Origin of the sequence: Undibacterium sp. Di26W (assembly GCF_049340265.1) — a bacterium.
GTDB lineage: Bacteria > Pseudomonadota > Gammaproteobacteria > Burkholderiales > Burkholderiaceae_D > Undibacterium.
Map to the genome: position 1 here is coordinate 258,846 of NZ_JBMPOR010000004.1, position 25,509 is coordinate 284,354.

At 51.1% G+C, this 25,509-nt stretch carries 16 protein-coding genes; 9 read left to right on the plus strand and 7 right to left on the minus strand.

Annotated elements, in window-relative coordinates; all coding sequences use genetic code 11:
• Positions 1-125: 125 nt before the first annotated feature.
• Positions 126-1,733, minus strand: coding sequence for a response regulator (locus tag ACO0LM_RS07380; RefSeq protein WP_423035720.1), 1,608 nt, complete (start codon positions 1,731-1,733; stop codon positions 126-128).
• A 92-nt stretch (positions 1,734-1,825) separates the two neighbouring features.
• Here ACO0LM_RS07380 and ACO0LM_RS07385 point away from each other — a divergent pair, with 92 nt between their 5' ends.
• Positions 1,826-2,071: a hypothetical protein gene (locus ACO0LM_RS07385; protein WP_423035722.1), complete on the plus strand. Its 246-nt coding sequence runs from the start codon at positions 1,826-1,828 to the stop codon at positions 2,069-2,071.
• Positions 2,055-8,336 (plus strand): HAMP domain-containing protein, encoded by a 6,282-nt coding sequence (locus ACO0LM_RS07390; protein ID WP_423035724.1) that lies wholly within the window; start codon positions 2,055-2,057, stop codon positions 8,334-8,336. The genes ACO0LM_RS07385 and ACO0LM_RS07390 overlap by 17 nt, the downstream gene beginning before the upstream one ends.
• A 463-nt stretch (positions 8,337-8,799) precedes the next feature.
• On the opposite strand, the gene ACO0LM_RS07395 is transcribed toward ACO0LM_RS07390, so the two are convergent.
• The 3 genes from ACO0LM_RS07395 to budA form a co-directional block, all read right to left on the minus strand.
• Positions 8,800-9,009, minus strand: a complete 210-nt coding sequence (locus ACO0LM_RS07395) for a hypothetical protein (protein ID WP_423035726.1) — start codon at positions 9,007-9,009, stop codon at positions 8,800-8,802.
• Positions 9,010-9,405: 396 nt separating this feature from the next.
• Entirely contained in the window at positions 9,406-9,819 is a 414-nt protein-coding gene (locus ACO0LM_RS07400; RefSeq protein WP_423035728.1) for a VOC family protein, read from the minus strand.
• Between the two features lie 86 nt (positions 9,820-9,905).
• Entirely contained in the window at positions 9,906-10,688 is a 783-nt protein-coding gene (gene budA / locus ACO0LM_RS07405; protein ID WP_423035730.1) for an acetolactate decarboxylase, read from the minus strand.
• Between the two features lie 263 nt (positions 10,689-10,951).
• Between budA and ACO0LM_RS07410 the strand changes: the two genes are divergently transcribed.
• The 5 genes from ACO0LM_RS07410 (at position 10,952) to ACO0LM_RS07430 (ending at position 20,126) form a co-directional block, all read left to right on the plus strand.
• Complete coding sequence (locus tag ACO0LM_RS07410; protein WP_423035732.1) at positions 10,952-11,293, plus strand: NIPSNAP family protein; 342 nt, start codon at positions 10,952-10,954, stop codon at positions 11,291-11,293.
• Between the two features lie 318 nt (positions 11,294-11,611).
• Positions 11,612-12,928 carry a glycoside hydrolase family 28 protein gene (locus ACO0LM_RS07415; RefSeq protein ID WP_423035734.1) on the plus strand — a complete coding sequence of 439 codons (1,317 nt, stop codon included), beginning with the start codon at positions 11,612-11,614 and terminating at the stop codon, positions 12,926-12,928.
• A 76-nt stretch (positions 12,929-13,004) separates the two neighbouring features.
• On the plus strand, positions 13,005-15,425 hold the full coding sequence (locus ACO0LM_RS07420; RefSeq protein WP_423035736.1) for a pectinesterase family protein: 2,421 nt from the start codon (positions 13,005-13,007) through the stop codon (positions 15,423-15,425).
• Between the two features lie 110 nt (positions 15,426-15,535).
• Positions 15,536-18,379, plus strand: coding sequence for a TonB-dependent receptor plug domain-containing protein (locus tag ACO0LM_RS07425; RefSeq protein WP_423035738.1), 2,844 nt, complete (start codon positions 15,536-15,538; stop codon positions 18,377-18,379).
• Between the two features lie 73 nt (positions 18,380-18,452).
• Complete coding sequence (locus ACO0LM_RS07430) at positions 18,453-20,126, plus strand: glycoside hydrolase 43 family protein (RefSeq protein ID WP_423035740.1); 1,674 nt, start codon at positions 18,453-18,455, stop codon at positions 20,124-20,126.
• A 151-nt stretch (positions 20,127-20,277) separates the two neighbouring features.
• Here ACO0LM_RS07430 and ACO0LM_RS07435 read toward each other — a convergent pair whose 3' ends face one another.
• On the minus strand, positions 20,278-20,586 hold the full coding sequence (locus ACO0LM_RS07435; RefSeq protein ID WP_423035742.1) for a hypothetical protein: 309 nt from the start codon (positions 20,584-20,586) through the stop codon (positions 20,278-20,280).
• Between the two features lie 113 nt (positions 20,587-20,699).
• On the opposite strand from ACO0LM_RS07435, the gene ACO0LM_RS07440 reads away from it, so the two are divergent.
• A complete protein-coding gene (locus ACO0LM_RS07440; RefSeq protein WP_423035744.1) occupies positions 20,700-21,275 on the plus strand; it encodes a hypothetical protein in 576 nt (191 codons plus the stop codon).
• Positions 21,276-21,323: 48 nt separating this feature from the next.
• On the opposite strand, the gene ACO0LM_RS07445 is transcribed toward ACO0LM_RS07440, so the two are convergent.
• Entirely contained in the window at positions 21,324-22,712 is a 1,389-nt protein-coding gene (locus ACO0LM_RS07445; protein ID WP_423035746.1) for a PQQ-dependent sugar dehydrogenase, read from the minus strand.
• A gap of 36 nt (positions 22,713-22,748) precedes the next feature.
• Positions 22,749-24,419, minus strand: coding sequence for a GH39 family glycosyl hydrolase (locus ACO0LM_RS07450; RefSeq protein WP_423035748.1), 1,671 nt, complete (start codon positions 24,417-24,419; stop codon positions 22,749-22,751).
• 365 nt (positions 24,420-24,784) lie between these two features.
• Here ACO0LM_RS07450 and ACO0LM_RS07455 point away from each other — a divergent pair, with 365 nt between their 5' ends.
• Complete coding sequence (locus tag ACO0LM_RS07455) at positions 24,785-25,501, plus strand: GntR family transcriptional regulator (protein ID WP_423035750.1); 717 nt, start codon at positions 24,785-24,787, stop codon at positions 25,499-25,501.
• The last annotated feature ends 8 nt before the right edge of the window (positions 25,502-25,509 follow it).

A 25,509-nucleotide genomic window follows, 5' to 3' on the forward strand; every position in this document is an offset into this window, starting at 1 on the left:
ACAATGGCTTGATATGGAATCAGACAAATACAGAAATGCGTCTGTGCACATGTAGCTACATATACCTGTGCATATACATCAGGCAGATTTGAATTTTGGCTTCATGCAGAGATATGAGCACTTTTTCAGGCAACTTGAAGAGTTTCTATGGCAAGCATAAGTTGCTGGAGTTTTAAAGGTTTGACGAAGTGGGCATCAAAGCCGGCTTCCATTGTCATTCTATGGTCTTCACCGAGCCCATAACCGGTCAGTGCAATTAAGTACATGCCCTTGGTATCTTTATCACTGCGTAAGCGTCGTGCCACTTCATAACCATCCATGCCTGGCAATCCGATATCGATAAGGGCAATGCCAGGCTTTTCCTCTTTCGCCAGGATGAGTCCCTCGGCACCGGTCGCCGCATCAAGAACCTGAAACCCGTGCGCCTTGAGTAACTGTGTGGTCATTTCACGGGCATCTTCATTGTCTTCAATCAGCAGCAGCTTCCTGGTCGTTTTCAGACTTCGAACCTCGTTCAGCTCAGGTGAGGGCCTGCTTTCCGTAGCCTGGGGTAATACAATAGAAAAAGTGCTGCCCAGATTTTCACCTTCGCTATGGGCGAGGATGTCGCCTCCGTGCAATTCAACCAATTGTTTAACCAGAGCGAGGCCTATACCGAGTCCACCTTTAGCACGGTCCAGGGAATGTTCTCCCTGGACGAAAACATTAAAAATCCGGGGTAGCAAGTCTTTCGCAATACCTATACCTGTGTCGGTGATCGTCAATTTTATGGCACCCTTGCATACAGCATTTTTGATAGTGATGGTTCCACCAGTGGGGGTGTATTTGATGGCATTGTCCAACAAATTGGTAATGATTTGCTCTACGCGAGTAGGATCTGCATCTATCCAGGTGTTGCCGGGATCAATACTCCATTGGTAATTGTCAACCGGGCGGCTGGCTCTTAGACTATCTAGGCAGGACAAGACAACGTCGCCGAGATTGACTGCAGTTTTGTTGAGAACGATTTTTCCGGACATCACTCTCCCCAAATCCAGCAAATCATCGACTATGCGCGTCAGATGGAGTGATTGTCTTGAGAGGATTTTTTTTGCACGCTCCACGCTATCTGCTTTTGCGCCCGGAAATCCTATGATGGATGCTGCGCTGGTGATTGCGCTTAAAGGATTGCGCAACTCGTGACCAAGCATGGCCAGGAATTTATCTTTCGCTTCATTTTGTTCAACCGCTATTTTTCTTTCTTTTATTTCACGCTGAAGTTTGTCATTTGCAGCCTGTAAATCCTGCGTACGAAGACCAAGAGCCTCTGTTTGCGCTTTCAATTCCAGATTTTTTTTTGCCAGCGAAACAAATACGGATACCTTCGCTTGTAAGACCTGGGGAATGACGGGGGTGAAAAGATAGTCTACGGCTCCTTGCTGGTAAGCCCTTAATTTATTCAGATCGTCGACCAGAAAAGCGGTAATGAAAATAATCGGTATCGAAGAGGAGCGTGCGCGCTTGTGTATCGCTTCTGCCGTTTCGAATCCATCCATACCGGGCATGTTGACATCCAGTAGGATCACGGCAAAGTCATCCAGCAATACGTGACGCAGTGCGTCCTCGCCAGATTTGGCGGTAACGACCAGGCAATTATTCTCATCAGCCCAACTCGTGAGCAGTCCGCTTAAGGCAAACAAACTCGCCGTATCGTCATTGACCACCAGAATCTTAGGTTTATATTTTGCTTGCACGGGTTTCCTCGCCGGCAGGATTTCCAGTTGGAGACATTTTTACCATTATATAAATATTCAATTGTCACAAATCTTTAAATTTGAAGTAAATTATGGCACCGTATCTCATTTTAAGGAAAGAAAAATACCTGGATATCTTTGAAAAGGTGCTTGCAGATTTTTTTGTACTGTTTTCCCCGCATATTGCAGTGCAAGTTACATGCGTTATTTTGATATTGCCTGGGGGACACTACATCAATTCCAGTCAAATTCTTGCAGAAAAAGGGCAAGACAGTTGGTTGGGTAACATTTGCTATCAATCTTATTGCATAAAAGGCCCGAATGAACATGCTCACTGACATCTCAGAAACACTAGATTCCAAGCTATTGCTCGCTGCACTGACAGCGCTCAAGAAGGGTGATTTCTCAGTCAAAATGCCGTCTGACCTGACTGGCCTCAACGGCAAGATCGCCGATACCTTGAATGAGATTATCGAAAATAGCGCATCTATGACGCAAGGCATTCTCAGCGTCAGTCAATTAGTTGGTCAGGAAGGTCGCTTGTTGCAGCGTGCTTCTTCCGTACGGGCTGAAGGTGACTGGGGAACGATCGTCAATTCTGTCAATTCACTGATTGATGATCTGGTCCGTCCCACCACAGAAATGGCAAGGGTGATTGGTGCGGTGGCAAAAGGTGATCTTTCCCAAAGCATGGCACTGGAAGTCGACGGGCGCGCCTTGCAAGGGCAATTCCTCAGCGCCGCAACTACGGCTAACACGATGGTCAGTCAGCTCAGCTCTTTTGCGTCAGAAGTAACCCGCGTGGCGCGTGAGGTTGGTACTGAAGGTAAGCTTGGTGGTCAGGCGAATGTCCCCAGCGTGGCAGGTATCTGGAAAGATTTGACTGACTCGGTCAACTCCATGGCGGGTAATTTGACTTCACAGGTACGCAATATCGCCGAAGTGACTACTGCCGTGGCAAACGGTGACTTATCCAAGAAGATCACGGTTGACGTGCGCGGTGAGATCCTGCAACTGAAAGATACTATCAACACCATGGTGGATCAGTTGCGGTCTTTTGCGTCTGAGGTTACGCGAGTGGCACGTGAGGTGGGTACCGAAGGCAAGCTAGGTGGCCAGGCATATGTACCAGGCGTAGGCGGTACCTGGAAGGACCTGACCGATAACGTCAATTTCATGGCATCCAACCTGACGGGGCAGGTACGCAATATCGCCGAAGTGACAACAGCGGTGGCGAATGGAGACTTATCCAAGAAAATTGCGGCGGATGCCAAGGGTGAGATTTTGCAATTAAAAGATACCATTAACGTGATGGTGGATCAGCTCAGCTCGTTTGCGTCTGAAGTGACGCGGGTGGCAAGGGAGGTTGGTACCGAAGGCAAACTCGGTGGACAGGCGCAGGTCAAGGGTGTAGGCGGTACATGGAAAGATTTGACTGATTCTGTTAATTCCATGGCGGGTAACCTGACAGGTCAGGTACGTAATATCGCGGAAGTGACAACAGCTGTGGCCAATGGGGACTTATCGAAGAAAATTACGGTGGACGTGAAAGGGGAAATTCTTGAACTGAAAAACACGATCAACGTGATGGTGGATCAATTGAATTCGTTTGCATCTGAAGTAACCCGTGTGGCACGCGAAGTAGGTACTGAGGGAAAACTCGGTGGTCAGGCAAACGTGCCCGGCGTAGCGGGTACCTGGAAAGATCTGACCGATTCGGTCAATTCCATGGCAGGTAACCTGACGGGGCAGGTAAGGAATATTGCCGACGTCACTACAGCGGTGGCGAATGGTGACTTGTCCAAGAAAATTACTGCTGATGCCAAAGGCGAAATTCTGGAATTGAAAAACACCATCAACGTCATGGTGGATCAGCTCAGTTCTTTTGCGTCTGAAGTGACCAGGGTGGCCCGCGAAGTGGGCACCGAGGGTGAATTGGGCGGACAGGCGAATGTGCCTGGTGTGGCGGGTACCTGGAAAGATCTGACCGATTCGGTCAATTCTATGGCAGGTAACCTGACGGGGCAGGTGAGGAATATTGCCGACGTCACTACAGCGGTGGCGAATGGTGACTTGTCCAAGAAAATTACTGCTGATGCCAAAGGTGAAATTCTGGAACTGAAAAACACCATCAACGTCATGGTGGATCAGCTCAGCTCGTTTGCGTCTGAAGTGACGCGTGTGGCGCGTGAGGTGGGTACGGAAGGTGTCTTGGGTGGCCAGGCGAATGTGCCGGGGGTCGCGGGTACCTGGAAGGATTTGACGGATAATGTCAACTTCATGGCATCCAATTTGACGGGTCAGGTGCGTAATATCGCCGATGTGACGACGGCGGTGGCGAAAGGTGATTTGTCGAAAAAAATTACGGTCGACGTCAAAGGAGAAATTCTGGAGCTGAAAAACACCATCAACGTCATGGTGGATCAGCTTAGTTCGTTTGCGTCTGAAGTGACCCGCGTGGCGCGTGAAGTTGGTACGGAAGGCAAGCTGGGTGGACAGGCATTTGTGAAAGGGGTCGGCGGCACCTGGAAGGATCTGACGGACAACGTCAACTTCATGGCGTCCAATCTGACAGGTCAGGTGCGTAACATTGCCGAAGTGACGACGGCGGTAGCGAATGGTGATTTGTCGAAGAAAATCACGGCCGACGTCAAGGGTGAAATTCTCCAGTTGAAAAACACCATCAACGTCATGGTGGATCAGCTCAGTTCTTTTGCGTCTGAAGTGACCCGTGTGGCGCGTGAAGTTGGTACAGAAGGCAAGCTGGGTGGGCAGGCGAATGTGCCCGGCGTTGCTGGTACCTGGAAGGACTTGACGGATTCGGTGAACTCCATGGCAGGTAATCTGACTTCACAGGTGCGCAATATTGCCGACGTGACGACAGCGGTGGCGAATGGTGACTTATCCAAGAAAATTACCGTGGACGTGCGTGGCGAGATTTTGCAACTGAAAGACACTATCAATACCATGGTCGATCAGCTCAATTCCTTTGCCTCTGAAGTCACACGGGTGGCGCGTGAGGTGGGTACTGAGGGACGTCTGGGGGGCCAGGCGAATGTGCCCGGCGCTTCCGGTACCTGGAAGGATTTGACGGATAATGTCAACTTCATGGCGTCCAACCTGACTGGCCAGGTACGTAATATTGCCGACGTGACGACAGCGGTGGCGAACGGTGACTTGTCCAAGAAAATTACGGTGGACGTAAAAGGTGAAATTCTTGAATTAAAAGACACCATCAACGTCATGGTGGATCAGTTGAGTTCCTTCGCTTCAGAAGTGACACGGGTAGCACGCGAAGTGGGCACAGAAGGCAAGCTCGGCGGGCAAGCGCAAGTGAAGGGCGTTGGTGGCACCTGGAAAGACTTAACAGAAAACGTCAATTTCATGGCGGCGAATCTCACAGCACAGGTACGCGGCATTGCGGGTGTGGTGACAGCCGTGGCGAACGGTGACCTTAAAAAGAAACTGACTGTCGCCGCACAGGGTGAAATTGCCTCGCTGGCCAATACCATCAATGAAATGACGGACACGCTGGCCGTGTTCGCGGATCAGGTGACCACGGTTGCGCGCGAGGTCGGTGTCGAAGGTAAGCTCGGTGGCCAGGCCAGTGTGCCCGGTGCATCTGGCACCTGGAAAGACTTGACTGAAAACGTCAACCAGCTTGCTGCCAACCTGAGTACACAGGTTCGCGCCATCGCGGAAGTGGCAACCGCAGTGACGCGGGGCGACTTGTCACGCTCTATTCAGGTCAAGGCGCGTGGTGAAGTGTCCGACTTGAAAGACAATATTAATGAAATGATCCGTAACCTCAAAGAAACGACACAGAAGAATGCTGAACAGGATTGGCTCAAGACTAATCTGGCACGCTTTACCCGTTTGCTGCAAGGCCAGCGTGATCTGAGTACGGTTACCAAGCTGATCCTGTCTGAACTAGCTCCGCTGGTTTCTGCCCACCATGGGGTGTTCTACATGATGGACTCCAATAACGACGCACCCTTGTTGGAAATGATCGCCAGTTATGGCTACCGTTCCAGTAGCAAATTACCGACTTCCTTCCTGCCGGGCGAAGGCTTGGTAGGACAGTGTGCAATGGAGAAAAGCAGGGTCTGGCTAACGAATGTGCCGCGCGACTATATCAAGGTGTCTTCCGGTCTTGGTTCTGCACCACCTACCAATATTGTGGTCTTGCCTATTTTGTTTGAGCAGCAGGTCAAAGCGGTGATCGAGATTGCTTCGCTCGATAAATTCACGCAGACACATATGGGTTTTCTCGATCAGTTGATGGAATCTATTGGCGTCGTGTTGCATACCATCGAAGCTAACAGCCGTACCGAGAGTCTGTTGACACAGTCCCAGTCATTGGCGCAAAAGTTGCAACAGACTAATCAGGAGCTGGCAGAAAAAGCCAGTCTGCTGTCCGATCAGAACATTGAGGTGGAACGTAAAAACCGAGAGGTGGAGCAAGCCAAACTGGCACTGGAAGAAAAAGCGACTCAGTTGGCTTTGTCATCCAAATACAAATCCGAATTTCTGGCCAATATGTCACATGAGTTGCGTACGCCACTGAACAGTTTGTTGATCCTGGCCCAGCAATTAAGTGATAATCCGCAGGGTAATCTATCTGGAAACCAAGTGGAATTCGCCAGGACCATCTTTGGTTCTGGTAGTGATTTGCTGACGCTGATCAACGATATTCTGGATTTGTCGAAGATAGAATCAGGTACCGTCACACTGGAACTCAGCGAATCGCGCCTGTCCATACTGGCCTCTTATGTCGAGCGCACTTTCCGCCACATGGCAGAAGCCAAGAATATCAATTTTTCGATTACCCTGGATCAAGGCTTGCCAGCTGCTATTAAAACCGATACCACACGTTTGCAGCAGATTTTAAAAAACCTGTTATCCAATGCCTTCAAATTTACTTCTCGCGGTGAAGTGCGGCTCAGCATTGGTGTCGTGCAGTCAGGTTGGACACCGGATCTTCCCCAGTTAAGTCATGCAGATGCCGTGCTGGCATTCTCGGTGGCTGACACGGGTGTTGGTATCGCCAGTGACAAATTGCAATTGATTTTTGAGGCGTTCCAGCAGGCAGATGGTAGTACGGCACGTAAATACGGTGGTACAGGACTGGGGCTTTCCATTAGTCGCGAACTTGCGCGTTTGTTGGGAGGGGAAATCCGCGTTACCAGTATAGTCGGGCGAGGTAGCACATTTACCCTGTTCCTGCCATACAGCGGTGGGGGGCTGATTCGCCCGATGCCGCACCAAAGCACGATCTCAACGCCTCCCACACTGACCAGGGTGTTAGAAACACCCGTGAGTTCTTCTGATGGCTCGGTGCATCCTGTCACTAGCGAAGCAGCGACGATGAGCCTGAACTATGCTGATGGTGAGGCTGCATTCGATGACAGGAATATGATTGCCAGCGGGGACCCAGCTCTATTGATCGTTGAGGATGATGCCAGGTTTTCTGCGATTTTACTCGCTTTCGCCAGAGAAAAAGGTTTCAAGGGTATAGTCAGCCAAAGTGGCGATGCGGCGTTGACGCTGGCACGCGATTACAGTCCGACTGCGATTTTGCTCGATATAGATTTGCCGGACTGTGATGGTTTTACCGTGCTCGACCGCCTGAAGCGCGACCCCGGCACCCGGCATATCCCCGTGCATATCATGTCCAACGCAAATGAGCGCGAGCGTGGTCTGCTACATGGTGCTATTTCTTATCTTACCAAGCCGATCAAGCGCGAGAGACTGGAAGAAGAGTTCAACCGCATTCAACAATTCCTGATTCGCGGTAAGCGCAGTTTGCTGGTAGTGGAAGATGAAGAGTTGCAACGTGCCCACATTGTTGAGTTGATAGGGGAGCATGATGTGCAGATCACCGCTGTAGAGAATGGCCAGAAAGCGCTGGACGCACTAAGAAGCACGCATTTTGATTGCATGGTATTGGATCTGACTTTGCCTGATATTGACGGTTTTGAGTTACTGGACATCATCAGCAAGGATAAAAAACTTAGAGATTTGCCGGTGATTATCTATACAGCCAAGGAATTGTCACGCAAGGAAGTCACAAAGATACGCAAGGTCGCGAAAACCATTGTGGTGAAAGATGCCCGTTCTCCAGAGCGCCTGCTTGATGAGACGGCACTCTTCCTCCATCGGTCGCCAGCCGATTTACCCGAGTTGCAAAGACGCATGCTGGAAGACATGCATGCATCCGATGGCAGCCTGGCAGGACGTAAAGTGCTTGTCGTTGATGATGATTTACGTAACATCTTTGCCCTGACGACAGTATTGGAAAGGCAGGACATGCGGGTCGTCTTTGCGGAAAATGGCAGGGATGGCATAGAGTTGCTGGAACAGGACTCCGATATCGAAATAGTCTTGATGGATATCATGATGCCGGAAATGGATGGCTACGACACCATGCGCGCCATCAGGAAAATACCCAAGTTCAAAAGCATGCCTATCATCACCCTGACTGCCAAGGCCATGAAAGGCGACCGGGACAAATGTTTTGCGGCGGGGGCGTCCGATTATATTACCAAGCCGGTAGATAGTGCGCAGTTACTGTCATTGATGCGTGTCTGGCTGACGGAATAAAGCAGGCATCTGATGAACGCATTAAAAGTCGAGGATATCGAACTTGATATGCTGCTGGAAGCCATCTACCGCTATCGCGGTGATGTCTGTATGCTGGTTTCATGCTTGTCATGTCTCAATCTGATTTTTTAGATTGAGTGTCAGAGTAAAGCACTATTGTGCCGTGCTGTATCGGACTTTTCGACGTTCTTTGGTAGGAGAGTGGCTAATCACGGCAGGCAAAGAGCATCGTTGTTAAGGAGCGCGTGACATAGAAAAAATACCGCAAAAACTGACAATACCCTTCAATGGAGATAAATACATGGCGACGCTAACAGGCTTGGAAATAGTGAAGCATCATGATGCAGACCACGCAGGTATGAATCAGTTTCAAATTTCCAAGCCTGTCCTTTCATTGTGCGACTGTAGCAATTAGACAGTGATTACGCAGTCGCAGCCATTCAGATTGAATGACACGAAAGAGTTAACGATTTTTGGAATCCGAAGTGGATTTGGAATCGTTGCGTTGCGAGTTGCCAGCGCTGTTATTGCCACTGGTAGATTTTGACCCCTGGCTGGAACCCTGGGTATCATTTTTGTGACTTTGCTGACCGGCCTTCACGTGTTGCTCGTGTGTGCTGCCTGGTGAATTGGCTGATTTTTTAGACTGGTTGTTGTTTGCTTGAGAAGGCATACTTAACTCCTTAAAGTTTTCCGCTGAATGCCGCGGTCACATTTTACTGATCGTTTGCAATCAGTAAGGCCATGATAGTTGCAATACTTTTAAGGAGGAGTAGGACCAGCGTAGGAGAGTGCGCACTATCCATGTCAGAAGATGAAGCGGTAAATTTGTGCGGGCGTCGTTTCATACCGCAATGTTAAAGCAGATATTTCGCAATCCTTGCCAAGGCGTTTTACTTTTACAAACCCATCTTCAATGGGGGACCTTGGCAGCAACAGATTGATGTTGCCTATCCATAATCTACTTACTGTTCACTTATCTGTGTAGTGGAGTTTTAGATGCTTTGCCTGTCACAGATGCATGTTTTGCAGGAGGCCCGTTTCAGGCAGTACTTGTGACTGGGTCTGGCTATGCTTGTGACACATTCACCATCCATGACAAACCAAAGCGATCGACTACCATGCCGGACAATGATGACCAGAAAGTTTTTGCCAGTGGCATTTGCACCTGGCCACCATTGCTGAGTGCAGCAAACAGGTGTTTGGCCTCATCATCGTCTTTGGCCCCAAGATTAAGTGTTATGCCCTTGAAATCCGGTTGACTCAAGGTTTGGACACCGTCTGTTAACATCAGTGTGGTTTCGCCGATGCGAAATGAAGCATGCATGATCTTTTCCGGGTCAGAAGAGACAGTGCGTAGAGCCGGGTCTGGGCTGTCTTTCCAGCGTATCATGACGATCAGTTCGGCACCGAGTGCTTCGGTATAAAATTTGAGTGCCTGTTCGCTATGGCCACCAAAAGCCAGAATGATTTCAACTTGCATGATAATTTCCCTCACAATTCCGTTAAAGAAGGCGTGACAGCGGGTCAGAACTCCTGGGCTGGCTGTATTGCAGGCTGTGCCAGTTTTTAATCCTTACGCAAGCCCTCAACCGCCTTCAATTCTTTCGCACGATCAACAGTTTGATTGCTTGTGGCAAATAGTTTGTTAGCCGGCAGTTTGATTTCAATATCAGATACTGCACCTACCTTGATCACACCCTGGCTGAGGTTAAGTGCCAGTACGTGGCCGCCGGCTTTGTGGTCGTTGGAAAGATAGTGCCAGTGATACCCAGGTACATTAAAGCCCTTGGCAAAACCGGGGCTGCGAAAGGCGACTAGTACGCCTTTGGTATTGGTGAAGTTGAACAGGGTCTGTGTCTTGGTGACTTCAGCCAGTGGTTTGTAGGGTTTGTCCTGTGGCGCAATGGCGCGTGTGGTCAACTGTTTAAAATCACCCTCTACCCGGATCGCATAGAAAAGATTTTTATTTTCCAGATGCTGATCCAGCATGTCTTCCAGTTCTTTCATGCTGGTTTCTTTACTGACCTCATAGCGATAGTCGGTGTTGAATCTGGTGACCACAGCGAAAGGTGTCAATTGCGTGCCGCTGGCTTTTACAACGGTGCCGTCGGCTTTGAACTGGAACACCTCACCATCGAGGACGATCATCTCTCCATCCACCCGGTTGAAGGTGCCAATACCAAAATCCCCCTTGAGTTTGAGCTCATCGACTGTCAGTTCACCTTCATAAGCACCAGCCAGCAGTGCGTCTATGGTGGAGTAATGAAACGCTTTGGGTTCCTGTGGTGTTTGTGCGCAGCTTAATGTGGCAACGAGGAAAAGCAGGGATGCAAGACTCAGATTTTTCATGGTTTCAATGGATGATAGTGTTGCGATAGCAGGGGGTAGAAAAGACGTGCGCCATACATTAACCCAGGATAAGTTTACTATATGGTCAAATAGGTAATTGTAGATTGTGCTGCAAAACCGGGTAAAAGGCACGTTTTAAAATGATGGCGGGTTTTTGCTGAATGGCAATACAGGAAGTAGAACTATGGGAAGACGTGGCTGTCTGAGACTGTGATATTCGCAAGCACCGGGCAGCGTGTGTCCATAAAACATCGGTGATCATAATGAAACGATTAATTGAAATACGTACTTATCGCCTGAAGCCAGGTACGGCCGAGGCCTTCCATCAGGCGGTACATAGTCTGGCAGTACCTATGCTGAAGAGCTGGCATGTGGATGTTGTTGCTTACGGGCATACAGATCATGAAGAGGAAAGCTATTTCTTGATACGCTCCTATGAAAACCGTGAGGCACTGGAGCGAGAGCAGAATGCTTTTTATAGTTCTAGCGAGTGGAAAGATGGCCCCAGGAAAGAATTGGTGGATCGTATAGACAATTATATGAACACGCTGATCTGGGTGTCGGCTGAAGCAATTGACAGCATGCGGGAATTGAATCGAGCCTGAGCCTACTTTGCTCTGCTACAAATCTGCAACTTTGTGGCCTCCAGGAATTGTGAAAACCACCAAATCGAATAACGATTCTTCCTAGTGGTGACCAAAGCAATGGTCTGTTTCATTTTCATCTGATAACCTTTTTGAACTTGAATCAGACTTGGTGCTGATCATGCAAAAGTAATTTGCAATACTATAAAATATAGTCAACCGTGCAACCTCGGCCATCGCTTAGCAATGGTCCTCGTTTTAACGGCACGGAGTACGCGAGGTGCTCCAGTTAAACGCCATGCCGCAGGCATGCGCGTTAGTGATAACTGGAGACTGGCAATGTACCGTTTTACTTCCGTTCGAATTCATAAACCTATCCTGAACGTGCAGGGTTTGCTTGGCCTAATCGCACTTACTGCATGGACCAATGTGGCCCAGGCGCAAGACACACGCGACGTGCATGAACCCGTGATGCCACCAACATGCACAGTGTTGCAGGCAGAACCCCCGACACCCAATCGTAACGATGCGCCGCGCATTCAGGCCGCGATGGACAAATGTACGCCAGGTCAGGCTGTGCATTTGGCACCCGGCAATGGCAATACGTCATTTATTTCTGGCCCGTTGAAGCTGCGTTCTGGCGTAACGCTGGCGGTCGATGCGGGCACTACCTTGTATGCCAGCACCAATCCTTTGCTGTTTGATCGTGGTACAAAAACCTGTGGTATCAACGATGCTGCAGGCAAAGGTTGTCAGCCATTCATCACTGTCGAAGGTGTATGGGGCGCTGGTATCATGGGTGAGGGTGTCATCGATGGCCAGGGCGGACAACTGATTGAGGGCAAGAGCGAAACATGGTGGCAAATTGCACGCCGGGCGCAGACGGAAAAGCAGCGCCAGAATGTGCCGCGCCTTATCCAGTTGGACAAGGTGCAGGATTTCACCATGTACCGTATCACCTTGCGTAATTCACCGAATTTCCATGTGGCGATGAATCGTGTCGATGGTTTTACGGCCTGGGGTATCCGCATCGATACCCCGCATGATGCACGCAATACCGATGGCATAGATCCAGGTGCATCGCGCAATGTGACGATTGCGTATAGCCACATCCGCACGGGTGACGACAATGTCGCCATCAAAGCCGGCAGCAGCGGGCCCAGCGAAAACATTTCCGTCCTGCATAACCACTTCTATAGTGGCCATGGGATGTCCATAGGCAGTGAAACCAATGGTGGTGTACGCAATGTGCTGGTCGAAGACCTGGTGATGGATGGAACCACGTCTGGCTTGCGGATAAAGAGTAATGACAGGCGCGGCGGCATCGTTTCTGGCGTGGTATATCGGGATGTCTGTCTGCGCGATATACGCTGGCCGCTGTACATCAATACGCAATATGAACCTGGCCCATCCGGTGATTTGATTCCTTCCTATACCGATATCCGCATGGAGCGCGTGCACAGCCTGACCCCAGGGCAAGTGATCTTGCAAGGGTATGACGAGCAACGCCCACTGCAACTGGGGTTGAAGGATGTGGTGGTGGATGGCAACCCGGTGGTCAAGCTTGAATTTGCCAAATTGACGGGGCAACTGAATGCACCGGGAGCGCAGGCGGTCAATTGCACAGAACGCTTCGTGCCGTTTCCACAATCATGATGCAAGAGCCTCAGTCGCCAGTTTAATTACTGCTACTGGCTGAGGCTTCTTTCAGAAATTCTCACAACACATATCAATGAACACAAGACATTTACTGCTTGCTTTGCTGGCGGCCATATTGTCATTTCCCGCATGCGCCGGTACCTGTCCCGGCAATGCAAGCTGGTGCGACGATTTTGAAAATGGTGCAGGGCGCTGGTTAAGCAAGGGCACTGGCGCATCTGACGTGGCCGCATCTGATCTGATAATACGCAGCCAGGACGGATCGAACAATCATGTGCTGGTACTGAGCGGCCAGGGCGGCCCCTTGCTGGTATCCGACCCGGCAGCACAGGTAAACGGTGCTTACTTCGTAGAGGCACGCTTGCGTCCAGTTGCAAGCGCCGCTACGGCAGGCGGGCAGGGCTACCTGATCGCCCGCTATCAGGACGATAACAATTGGCTGGGTGCCAGCGTCAGTGTCAATCGTGACAGGCAAAGGCTCGCCGTTGACCTGGTCAAAATGCAGAATGGCAAGCTGCTACGTTTGAAACAGTCTGGAAAAGATGCAGGCCCCAATGGCAGTTTTTACACGATCCGGCTGGAAGTTGCCGGTGACGCGCTGGTGCTGTACCTGAATGGCGAAATGCTGGTCAGCGCCACGGATTCTTCACAGTTTGAAGGCCGTATAGGCTTGCTAGCCAAAGGCCAGAGTGTTGAGTTTGATGATGTGCGTATCGGTATAGGTGCGGGTACAGGTACAGGTGCGGGTGCAACTGCCAGCAAGCCAGTGCGCCTTGCCTTGGCACGCATGATGGATCGCGTTAGCTTGCAGCTAGGTGAGGTGCCTCAGCCTTACCCAGTGCTTGCGTTCTCAGGCAAGGACAAGCTCACACTTTCCCTGAGTGCGCTCTCCAGTGATGCCAGTATTGTGGGCGTTGTTGTGGAAGACGGGAAGCTGGTATTCACAGCAAAAAGGCCTGGCCTGGCGACCATCGTTGTCAGCAGCCAGGCGGATGCCAACGTGGCCACCTATATCGCAGTGCGGGTTGATCCGGCTTTCACAACATCATCGCAGCAGTATGTGCTGCAAGGCAAAGTCAAACCAGCAGCGCATGCTGAAGACGTGCCAGTGGATACCCCTTTGCAGATGGAATTTGATCAGGTACCTACCCTGGGGCAAAGTGGATCGGTGCGAATTTATCGTACAGCAGACAATGCCCTGGTCGATGTCATTCGCGTCGGTGACGACATCGATGAGATTGGTTATGAAGGGCAGGAATTAAAACGTGTGGTGCGCTTCAGGCCTATCAGGATAGATGGCAAGACGGTGACTATCCAGGCGCACAATGCGCGCCTGGCGTATGGCACTGCGTATTACATCGCTATTGACGCCGGTGTTTTCGTCAACGCCAGCCTGGCGGGGCAAGCATTTACCGGCCTGGGGCAATCTGCCGCTTGGGGTTTCAGCACGCGCAAGCAGGCACCATCTGGCACCAGCCTGACCGTTGACGCTGATGGCCTGGCTGATTTCCGCACGGTGCAGGGGGCCCTGAATCATGCAATGCGCTATTTGTCGCGGTCAGAACCGGTATCCATACACATTGCCAATGGCCGGTATGACCAGTTACTTTACTTGCGTGGTAAAGACAATATCACCCTGCGCGGTGAAAGCCGCGACGGTGTCATCTTGCAGGCCTACAACGACGATGGCAATAATCCTGGAACAGGCGTCAGCCAGGGGCCAATGACGCCATCCATCACCGGTGGCCGTTCAGTGTTCCTGATTGAAGATGCCGACCTGCTGACGCTGGATACGCTCACCCTCATCAACACGGCAGTGCGTGCCAAAAGTGTCGGCGCGCAGGCAGAAACACTGGTATTCAGCAGCGATCGTGGCCGCCTGGTGGTGCAGCATGCAAGCTTTTTCAGCGAGCAAGACACCATACAGGTGAAGGGTTACTCGTGGTTTTACCGCTCGCTGATTGCCGGCAATGTAGATTTTATCTGGGGTGCCAACAGGGCTGCCTTGTTTGAAGAAAGTGAAATCCGCTCGGTCGGTGACAGTGCCAATCCCGGCAAGGGTGGCGGCTATGTGGTGCAGGCCCGCACGGTTGCTGCCAATGAAGCCGGCTTTGTTTTTTTGAACAGCCGCCTGACGCATGGCAATGGTCCCGGGCAGAACGATGTCTTGCCCGGCACGACGTATCTGGCCCGCCAGGGGCCACCAAGTACATGGGACAGCGTCAGCTTCATCCACTGCATGATGGACAAACATATAGCACCCGTGGGCTGGCTGACGCCACGCCCGGAATCCGTACAGGCGCAGCCCGGTGCTGGCTGGGGTGAGTACGGCAGCATGGATATCAACGGCAAGCCACTGGATGTATCGCAGCGCTTGCCCGGGCACACATTAACTGAACAACAGGTGGCGGCACGCTTCGCCAACCGCCGCCTGGTTTTCGCAAGTTTCGATAACGGCAAAGGCTGGAACCCATCGCCATCGGATAGCAAGTAAGGCTGTAAATAAGGTCGTAAATAAGATCGTAAGTAAGGCTGTAAATAAGGTTGTAAATAAGACTGTAAGCAGTAACACACATAAAAAATGATAAAACAAGGAGATAGACAATGAACAAATTCAGGCGCGCCACAGCCCCACGCTTAGTACTCAGCACGGTCACCCTGGCCGTGCTGAGCTTAATGAGCCAGGCCCAGGCTCAACAGGTGCAGCAAGCCCCGGCGACCCCCACCGCACCGCCGGTAGCCAAGATAGAAATAACCGGTTCGTCGATCAAACGGCTAGCCACAGAAAATGCCTTGCCGCTCACCACCTACAAGGCAGAAGAACTGGAAGCACAGGGGCTGACGACCATGTCCGAAGTGGCCACATCCTTCGTCATGGGTGCCACCAATGAACCCGTTGGCGGTGGTGGTGGCGGCACCATGATTAATATGCGTGGCCTGAACACCAACCGCACCCTGGTCTTGTTGAACGGGCGGCGCTTGCCGAATGAAGCCATTGGTGACAGTTCGATTAACGTCGACGTCGTGCCTATGAGTGCGATTGAGCGCGTTGAAGTCTTGCGTGATGGCGCATCGTCAATTTATGGTACCGATGCAATTGCCGGGGTCGTCAATTTCATTACCCGGCGTACGATGAACGAAATCAAATTGACTGCCAGTGTTGTCGCACCAGAGCGTGCGGGCGGTGGTGATCAACGTCGCTTTTCCATCGCCGGTGGCAAGGGTGATTTGAATAAGGATGGTTGGAACGTGTATGCAGTATTTGATACACAGATGCGCTCGTCCCTGCTGCAAAAGGACAGGCCTAACATCACAGATCCAGATGCCATCGCCCGCTTGGGTGGAAGTGTATTCAGCACCAATACCGCTGGGTCTTCCTCTGCCCCTGCCAACTTTACGGTGTACACCAATGGCAAGGCGACCAGCACTACCGGAAACCCGTATTGGGCTACCGGTTGCTCCAGCACATATGGCGCGCAATATAGTCTTCCTTCGATCAAGACTTCTGGTTCTGGCATCAAGACCTGTCTTCTTGACCCGACTCTTTACCCACAATTGTTGCCAGAGAACAGGCAGACTACCTTATTTACCAAAGGGTCTTTGCGCCACGGTGACAACAAATTGCTGACGGTTGAAGTGCTTGCCAGTGAATCCTATATTGATGCACTCAACCCGCCGCAGGTGTTTGGTGCACAGACGGATTACGATAAGTTCAACCCCGGTGTACGCAAGCCACTGTTTATTACCAAGAGCAGTAAATGGTATCCGGGTGGCAGTGGTGGTGTGCCGGCAGTTGCCGGGGTAACCGGGCAGGATTTGGCATTGACCTGGAGCCTGGATGAACTCGGCCCTGCCGCTACAGATGACCGTCAAAACACCAATCGTTTCGTCATCGCTGATGAAGGCGAATTCATGGGGTGGGATTATCGTGTAGGCTTCAATGCCGCGATGAGCAAACGGCGCGTAGGCTGGAAGAGTGGCTTTGTCACCACCCCGAAACTGTATGACGGTGTGGCAAACGGCATCCTCAATCCATTCGGTACGCAGGACGCCACTGGTCAGGCCTATCTCAACAGTATCAAGGTGGACGACACTACCTATCGCACCGCCAGCGTGAAGTACTTCGGCCCTGATGTTAACCTGTCGCGCGCATTGACAGAGCTGGCCGGCGGTTCGCTGTCGGTGGCGGTGGGTGGCGACCTGCACCGGGAAACCTATACAGATTCCACGAGTCTTCTGGCCAATGATGTAGTCTACAAGGTATCCGGTACGCCGGGTGCCAATCCAAGTGGTGCCCGTACTATTGCGGGTCTGTATGTGGAACTGGATGCACCGCTGACCAAACAGCTAGACCTGACCTTTGCTGCCCGTGCTGATCGTTTCAGTGATTTTGGCTCTACCGTGAACCCCAAGGCGAGCATACGTTGGGAACCGCACAAGTCTGTCATGCTGCGTGGTACCGCCAGCACCGGCTTCCGCGCACCGACCTTGCCTGAATTGTATGGCACACCACGCACCAAGACGGCATCTACCAATCGCTGGGATGACCCTTTGCTTTGCCCAAGCGCCACGCCGTCACAGCCAAATACCGGAACGCTGACTACCGATCCAAAATATGCCAGTTTGAATCTTGACCCGGCACGCGTATGTAATACCCAGCAGACCATACTGACCGGTGCAAATCCTGATCTGCAGCCAGAAAAATCACGCACACTGACGGCTGGTATCGTGCTTGAACCTGTGCAGAACATGATGCTGTCTTTTGACATCTGGGATATCCGCATGAAGGGAACCATCGCCCAGATTACGGAAGAAACGATTTTTTCTGACGTGAACAAATATGCCAGTCTGTTTGTGCGCAACCCTGATGGCACGCTGAACTACATCGTGGTGACGCGTCTGAACATGGGTGGAGTACACACCCGTGGTGTGGATGTCAATTTGCGCTATCTTTTCCCAACTGCCAGATGGGGTAAGTTCGGGGTAAGCATGGATGGTACTTACGTCAACAAGTATGAAGGGCAAAACGATGTCGGCGGTGCCTGGGTCGATAGCGTAGGCCGGCCAGGTGCCTTGGCGACTGGTTCTACCTCGGCCAATACCTATATCTACCGCTGGCGTCATAATTTGCGTCTGTCCTGGGGCATGGGGAAATTCGCAACGCAGTTGTCGCAATCGTATACTGCCAGCTATGAAGATACCAACGCATTGCCGACGCAAAAAATCGGGCAGCCGTATTACAACGTGATCGATTCCTACATCATCTATAACCTGAGCGCCAACTATAGATTTTCGGATAAATTCAGGTTGAACTTTGGCATCAACAATCTGTTGAATGTTGACCCGCCTTTGTCGAATCAGCGATTGAGTTCACGTGTGGTGTTTGCGCAAAATGTCGCCAAACCTATAGGTCGTGCTTATACTGTCAAGGCAGAATACGCATTCTGATTTTTGCTTTGAGCATTTTCCGCACTTAACAAGTCGAAGAGCTGCCTGCGCAGCTCTTCGCGCGAATATTAAAATGATCGTTACCAGCATGCCCACTTACACGTTTTCCACTATGCACCGCATCACGTCAACCATCCTTCTCGGGCTTAGCATGGCTGCCTGTCAGCACACCCCGACTACGCAAGGCGAGGCGACCAAAGAACCGTGGGTGGCTGACCTGGGTGATGGGCGCTATAAAAACCCGGTGCTGCATGCCGATTATTCTGATCCGGACGCGATACGGGTTGGTGACACTTATTACATGACATCGTCGAGCTTTAACAGCTCACCGGGTTTGCCTTTGCTTCAATCCAAGGATTTGGTGAACTGGGAACTGGTGGGCCATGCACTGCCGCAATTGGTTCCTGCAGAACGTTTTGTCGTGCCACGCCATGGCGAAGGTGTCTGGGCGCCATGCCTGCGTTATCACGACAATCAATTCTGGATATTTTACCCCGACCCCGACCTGGGTATTTTTGTCATCACGGCAAAAAGTTTTTCCGGGCCATGGAGCACACCCAAGCTCTTGCTGCCGGGTAAAGGCATCATCGATCCCACACCGCTGTGGGACGACGATGGCAAGGCTTACCTTTTGCATGGCTGGGCAAAAAGCCGGGCCGGGATCAACAATCTCCTGACCTTGCGTGCCATGGCCCCGGATGCCAGCCATCTGCTGGACAGTGTCGGCCAGATTATTATCGATGGCAATAAAATACCAGACTACCGTACGCTGGAAGGCCCGAAATTTTACAAGGCTAACGGCTATTACTATGTATTTGCACCGGCAGGCGGGGTTGAACAGGGCTGGCAGGCGGTATTCCGTTCGCGCAGTATCAACGGACCATATGAAGTCCGTACTGTCATGGATCAGGGTAATAGTCCCATCAATGGCCCGCATCAGGGTGCCTGGCTGCGGGCGCAGGATGGCAAGGACTGGTTCCTGCATTTCCAGGACAAGGAAGCCTATGGCCGCGTCATGCATCTGCAACCCATGCGTTGGGTGGATGACTGGCCTGTCATTGGTGAGAATGGCCCGAAAGCTGGCATAGGCCAACCGGTGCTGACGTATGCAAAACCGGTAGCGGGTGCAGCAATCAAGGTGCCACCGACGTCTGATGAATTCAATGGAACCAAGCTGGGCCTTCAGTGGGAATGGAATGCCAACTTTAGTGAGCAATGGTATTCATTGAGTGAACGTCCAGGCGTGCTGCGTCTTTACACGCAAATTGAACCTGAAATGATCAATAGCATAAGGCGCGCACCGTCAGTGTTGACGCAAAAATTGCCTGCACCAGAATTTGTAGTCAATACCCATGTCCAGTTAAACAATGCAGCAGATGGCGACCGGGCTGGCTTGATTTTGAATGCCATGCAATATGCCTGGCTGGGTTTGCAAAAAACCGCTGGCGTGACGCAACTTGTGTATGTGACTTGTACCGCGTCTGCCGACCGCTGCAAGGAAACTCCGGTGGTGATCTTGCCATCCGCACCATCTTCCATGTATCTGCGCCTGAGCATGGCCGACGGTGCAATGGCAAGTTTTTCTTACAGCACAGACAATGTGAATTTCCGGCCAGTCGCTCAAACCTTCAAGGTCGGCAAAGGGCGCTGGGTGGGCGCACAGGTGGGGCTTTTCAGTATCGGGGAAAAAGCCGCGACACCAGGTTCCAGCCTGGATGTCGATTACTTTCGCGTTACAGCGAAATGATGGTATTCATCCGATCAGGGCGCATTGCAGCCTGATAGCGACAAGACAATATTATCCGCACAAGGATGCACGTAAAAAACGACGCCCAATAAAAATTGGGCGTCGTTTTTTTAAGCGGCAATCTCTCGACGAGACCGCCATTCCCAGCGGATTACTTCGATGCTGCTGGTGTTGATGCAGCTGGTGCTACTTTGGCATCGTCCGCTTTCATGTCTTTTTTCGCGTGCTTTTCATGCTTCGCGTGTTTCATTGTTTTTTCTGTCGTAGCTGGTTTGGCCTCAGGTGCTGCCGGTGCTGCCAGTGCTACAGCGGCAGGAGCAGATTTTGCGACGCTGGCTGCAGCTGCTGCCTTGACTGGCTTATTTGCTGCCGCACTTGCCGCTGTACTGGCTGGCGTCTGAGCAAATGCGCTACCCATGATAACGGTGGTAGCAACGAGAGCGGTGATGAGCTTGTTCATGTTTATTTCCCTGATATGAATGTTTTGTTTTGATGATTTCTTTACCGGCAGCTTTTGCTGCCGGTAATACCTGCGCTTATTAACTATTGCCTATTGCCTATTGCCTATTGCTTATGGCTTATTTCGATGCTGCGCTAGCTGAGGCTGATGCAGCTTTTGTGTCATCTTTCTTGGCTTCTTTTTTTGCATGCTTTGTTGCTTTGTCTGTCACTGGTTTGGCTTCAGTTGTTGCAGCGGCAGAGGCAGGGGTAGAGGTAGATGCAGCGCTGGCTTTGGCAGTGGGAGCGGCTTTCGCTACGCTGGCTGCTGTGGCTGCCGACGCGGCCTTTGCTGCCTTTACTGGTGTGCTGGCAACTGTTGCAGATGCCGCTGGCGTCTGTGCAAATGCGCTACCCATAACAACAGTGGCGGCGATGAAAGCGGTGATGATTTTGTTCATGATGTTTTCCTATTCCTGTTTGGGTTTGCTTGCTTTGTTTTGCGTAGTCAGCCTACGTAAGCCAAGAACGCGGTCGACGACAAGCCCGTTGACGAAAAAAAGACAGTTTCAGCCTGTTAGTGTTGTTGATCTAATCGCAGTGCAGGCTGTCAACCAAAAGCATGGTTCGTACGTTACGCACGTATGCTTGTATAAATCCTGGAAAGCAAGGGAACAAAAAAACAAAAAACGACATCGGCATATTGCCTGATGTCGTTTTTTTATAGGCCGTTAGCCTGGCCTGCAGCAAGCCTACTAGTTATGGCTTGGTTTTTTCGCTATAACTGACACGATAAATGCGTCCGCCAAAGTCATCCGAGATGAGCATGGACCCATCCGGCAGGAATGCGATATCGACGGGGCGGCCAATCACCTTTTCATCTTGCAAGAAACCATCGACGAACACGGTGTCACTGACCACCTTGTTGTTATGCAAGGTGATCAGGGCGACGCGGTAACCGATTTTTTGCGTGCGGTTCCATGAACCGTGTTCTGCGATAAATAGCTGATTCTTGTATTGCGCAGGGAACTGCGTGCCTTCGTTGTAGGCCAGACCGAGTGAAGCAACATGTGGCCCCAGTTTGGCTGCGGGCTCTGCAAATTCTTCACAACGCCTGTTTTTGTGGAACTCCGGATCTTCCACCACACCGCCGGCGCAATAAGGAAAACCGAAGTGCATGCCGGGTTTGGGGGCGTAGTTCAATTTATCAGAAGGCATGTTGTCGCCCATTTCATCGCGGCCATTGTCGGTGAACCACATTTCCCTGGTTACCGGATGCCATGCAAAACCGACGGAATTTCTGATGCCGCGTGCATAGATTTCAAAGCCTGAGCCATCGGGATTCATGCGATAAATCTTGGAATGTGGGGCATCTTCCTTGTCGCAGACATTGCACGGTGCACCTATCGGTATATACAGTTTTCCATCCGGACCTGCCTTGATTATTTTCTCACCATGCCATTTGTCTTTGGGAAAGTCATCTTTGACCACATGCAGTTGCGGCGATTTTTCATACGTCTTTTCAATGTCGTCAAAACGAATGACACGCGTCATTTCTGCTACGTACAGTGAACCATTCAGTAAGGTCAGCCCGATAGGGGAATCCAGGCCTGTGGCGACGGTGACCACTTTGGGGGGCACAGAATCCTTGCCGCTATTGATGACGGCATAAATTTTTCCGACTTTACGTGAACCGACGAAGACAATGCCGGATGCAGTCACTGCCATGCCACGAGCGTTTTCAAGCTGGTCGCTGTATACGGAAATGGAAAAGCCGACGGGCAGGCGGAACTTTTTGAGTTCGGGGTAAGTGTCTGCTGGTGCTTCCTTCGTGCTTGCTGCCTGAGCCGCTGGTTCAGGCTGCAACAGATATTCAGCGATGGCAGCAATTTGCTTCGGGTTCAAGACATTCTTCCACGCAGGCATGCCGGTATTGGGCAAACCTTCGCTGATGAAGCGTTGCAGGCTATCTTTTTTTCCGTTGACCTTTACCCATGGCCGCTTGAGCAGGCTGGGGCCTACTCCTCCTTCACGGTGGGCACCGTGACATTGGGCGCAACTTTGTTTATACAGGTCGCCACCTTCCCCGGCAAGGACAGAGGAAGTGTTCAGTAGCAACAGGGTGGCGAATAGCGTAATGATTTTCATAAGGCGCTGTCAGTGTCGGAGTGGCTGAAATGAGTTCTAATAGCTTAACCTTACCAAGGAAACAGCCTGGCGCGGTAGCTGCATGTGCAGGGTCACTTGTTGCTCATGTACCTGCAAGTACTTGGGGGCTTCGAGTTCAGTCAGTTGGCCAGCTGTTTCCAGTTCTGCAATCTGCGCAGTGCTTGGGTTTTGTGGCGAGCCCATCTTTTTCCAGACTGCATAGGAATTGCTGTGTGTTTCATCAATGCGATAGTGATGCATGGTGAGTTTGTCTGCAGGTATGCCCTTGATGGTCAGTGCTACGGGCGAGCCAGCGTCGATAATGTCGGTGTCATGGTAATTCCACACCAGAATGCTGACCCCCTGTTTATCTTTGGCGGCAAGTGCATTGATGTCGGTTCTTTCTGCACGTACGCCGGTTTTGATGACGGCTGCGGTGTCGTAGGCAATATCGCCACTGACTTCAACCCGTTGACCCGACATCATGCCCAGCATGCGAAATACATTGAGTACTGGCTTATCGACGCCATTGGTGGCCAGGTCGCGAAAGCCGGCAAACCATGGCTGGTCTTCAAATTCAAACGACCAGTTGACGGCACCCAGCAGATTGACGCCACGCTGATCGGCAATCTCGTATTCACGGGCAATGGATGCAGCAGTGTAGCTGGAATACAAGGTGCCATTGCGATAAGCATTTTCTGGATTGGTCTGCATGCCGCAAGCAGCACAGCCTTCGGGGTCAGATTCACCGATGATGATGGGTATGTTCTTCAACTCGGGATAAGCAGCAATCATGGAAAAGCCGCGATCAATTTTGCTGAGATGCGCCATGATGCCCATTTGCACCACGCCATTGACCAGTCTGGGTGAACCCTTGGCATGAAAGGCGACAAAATCAAGCGGCGCGCCGGTCTTGCCTGTCGCCATATTGGTTTCGTACAGTGCGTGCTTCAGGAAATGGTCAAAAAATTTGCCTAAGCTGGCAGTGTGTGGGCCACCCATACGCGCGGTTGGCAAGGCGCGTTTGACGGCATCGGCTGCATAATCGTACATCTTGAAATATTCGCGTTCTGTGTCTGCGGCTTTTAAATAGGCACCGTCCGGTTCATTCCACAATTCCCAATACCAGCTCTCGACTTCGGCTTGACCATAGCGATCCACGCTGTGTTTCACCCATTGATAAATCAGTTCTGCCCATTTGTCGTAGTCCTTGGGCGGGTGGGCCCATCCTGTCATGATGTCTTTGTATTTTTTACCAGGCTCCCAATTGTGGCGGTAGGGTTGCGGTACCACGGACAGCGCTTCCGGCATAAAGCCGATTTGCGCCAAAGGCTTCATTTTTCGTTCGACATAGGTATCGAAAATCTTGTCGATGATGGTCCAGTTATAGATGGGCTTGCCATCTTTGTCTTCTTTGTACATATCGGTCGACCCCCATTTCAGCGCGGCTGTGCCATCGCCGGAAGTCATCAGATTGTGAGCGCGTACATACACCGGGACCGGGCTCAGCGCGGCGATCTCGCTGAGTAATTTCTTGCCGTCTTTCATTGTCGTGTAATTGGGTTCGTCATAACCAAACCATGCCCATATCGGCTTCATATCACCTTTTTCCCTGGCCAGGTCGACTTGCAGGGCCACTGCAGGGGCTTGACTGTGCGCTGTGACAGACGCACCCAAAAGGCAGCAACTAAGAATGATACTTTTCATGATCTTGTCGTTTTTCAGATGGTGAAGATGGTGAATTGGTGATTAGGCGCGCAATGACATACAGTTGCGCAACGGAAGGTGACTGCCAGGCCTCCGGGATTACTGTGTTGAGTACGGATTTTTATAAGGATCAGTACCCTTGTTTGCCTGGGGCAGTATTGTGGTTGAAGGGAATATTGTCAATAATATTGCTCTCACGTTTTTGATTGAATCCTATGTTAGATAGTTAATCGATTGTTTTATAAGGTAAAATTTAGAAATGCCATAGATTGCTATTTATTTTACTTAGTTAATATTATCGATAATAAATGGGTGGCAGATTTCCATCACCATGAACCCTATTCCCATCCTGACGAGTTTTACCCATGCCTCAAGCACAACGCCGCACTATTGATCCATCCCTTGATAGCGTGCAGGCCATCGGCGAAGCCGAGCTGGTCATGCAACTGGAGGAGGACATACTTTTTTTGCGTGTCAAACCAGGCGAGCGGCTGGTGGAAGATCTCTTGATGCAACGCTTTGGGGCAACACGGCATTGCGTGCGTCAGGCGCTGAATCGGCTGGAGCGCACCGGGATAGTCACGCGTGAACCCAACAAAGGAGTGCGTGTACGTTCGTTTTCGCAAGAAGAGGTGAGTCAGATTTATGAGGTACGCGAGTTTTTGCAGCGCCAGGCCGTACTGATGTTCAAGCTGCCAGCACCGCCGGAATTTATTGATGAATTGAACGCGATTCATCAGACGTATTTAGTGCATGTGAAGAATGCTTACCTGCGTGGTGTGCATGAATTGAATGACCAATTTCATTCGAAAATATTTTCTCTTTGTGGCAATCGCTATCTGGAGCGTTCGATTCAGGATTATATGAATTTGAGTTATGCAATCCGCACCAACTCATTGGCTGTGCCAGACAAATTGCAGATTTCTGTGGCCCAGCATGCATTGATGATAGAACTGCTGAAGGGACGTGACAACTGGACGCTGGCACAACTTTGTGTCGACCATATCTTGCCCAGCAAGTACGAGTATCTTGCGCAACGCAAGGCTAGTGACGCTGCAGATGACGTTGCAGATGAGGCCTGACCTGGCCA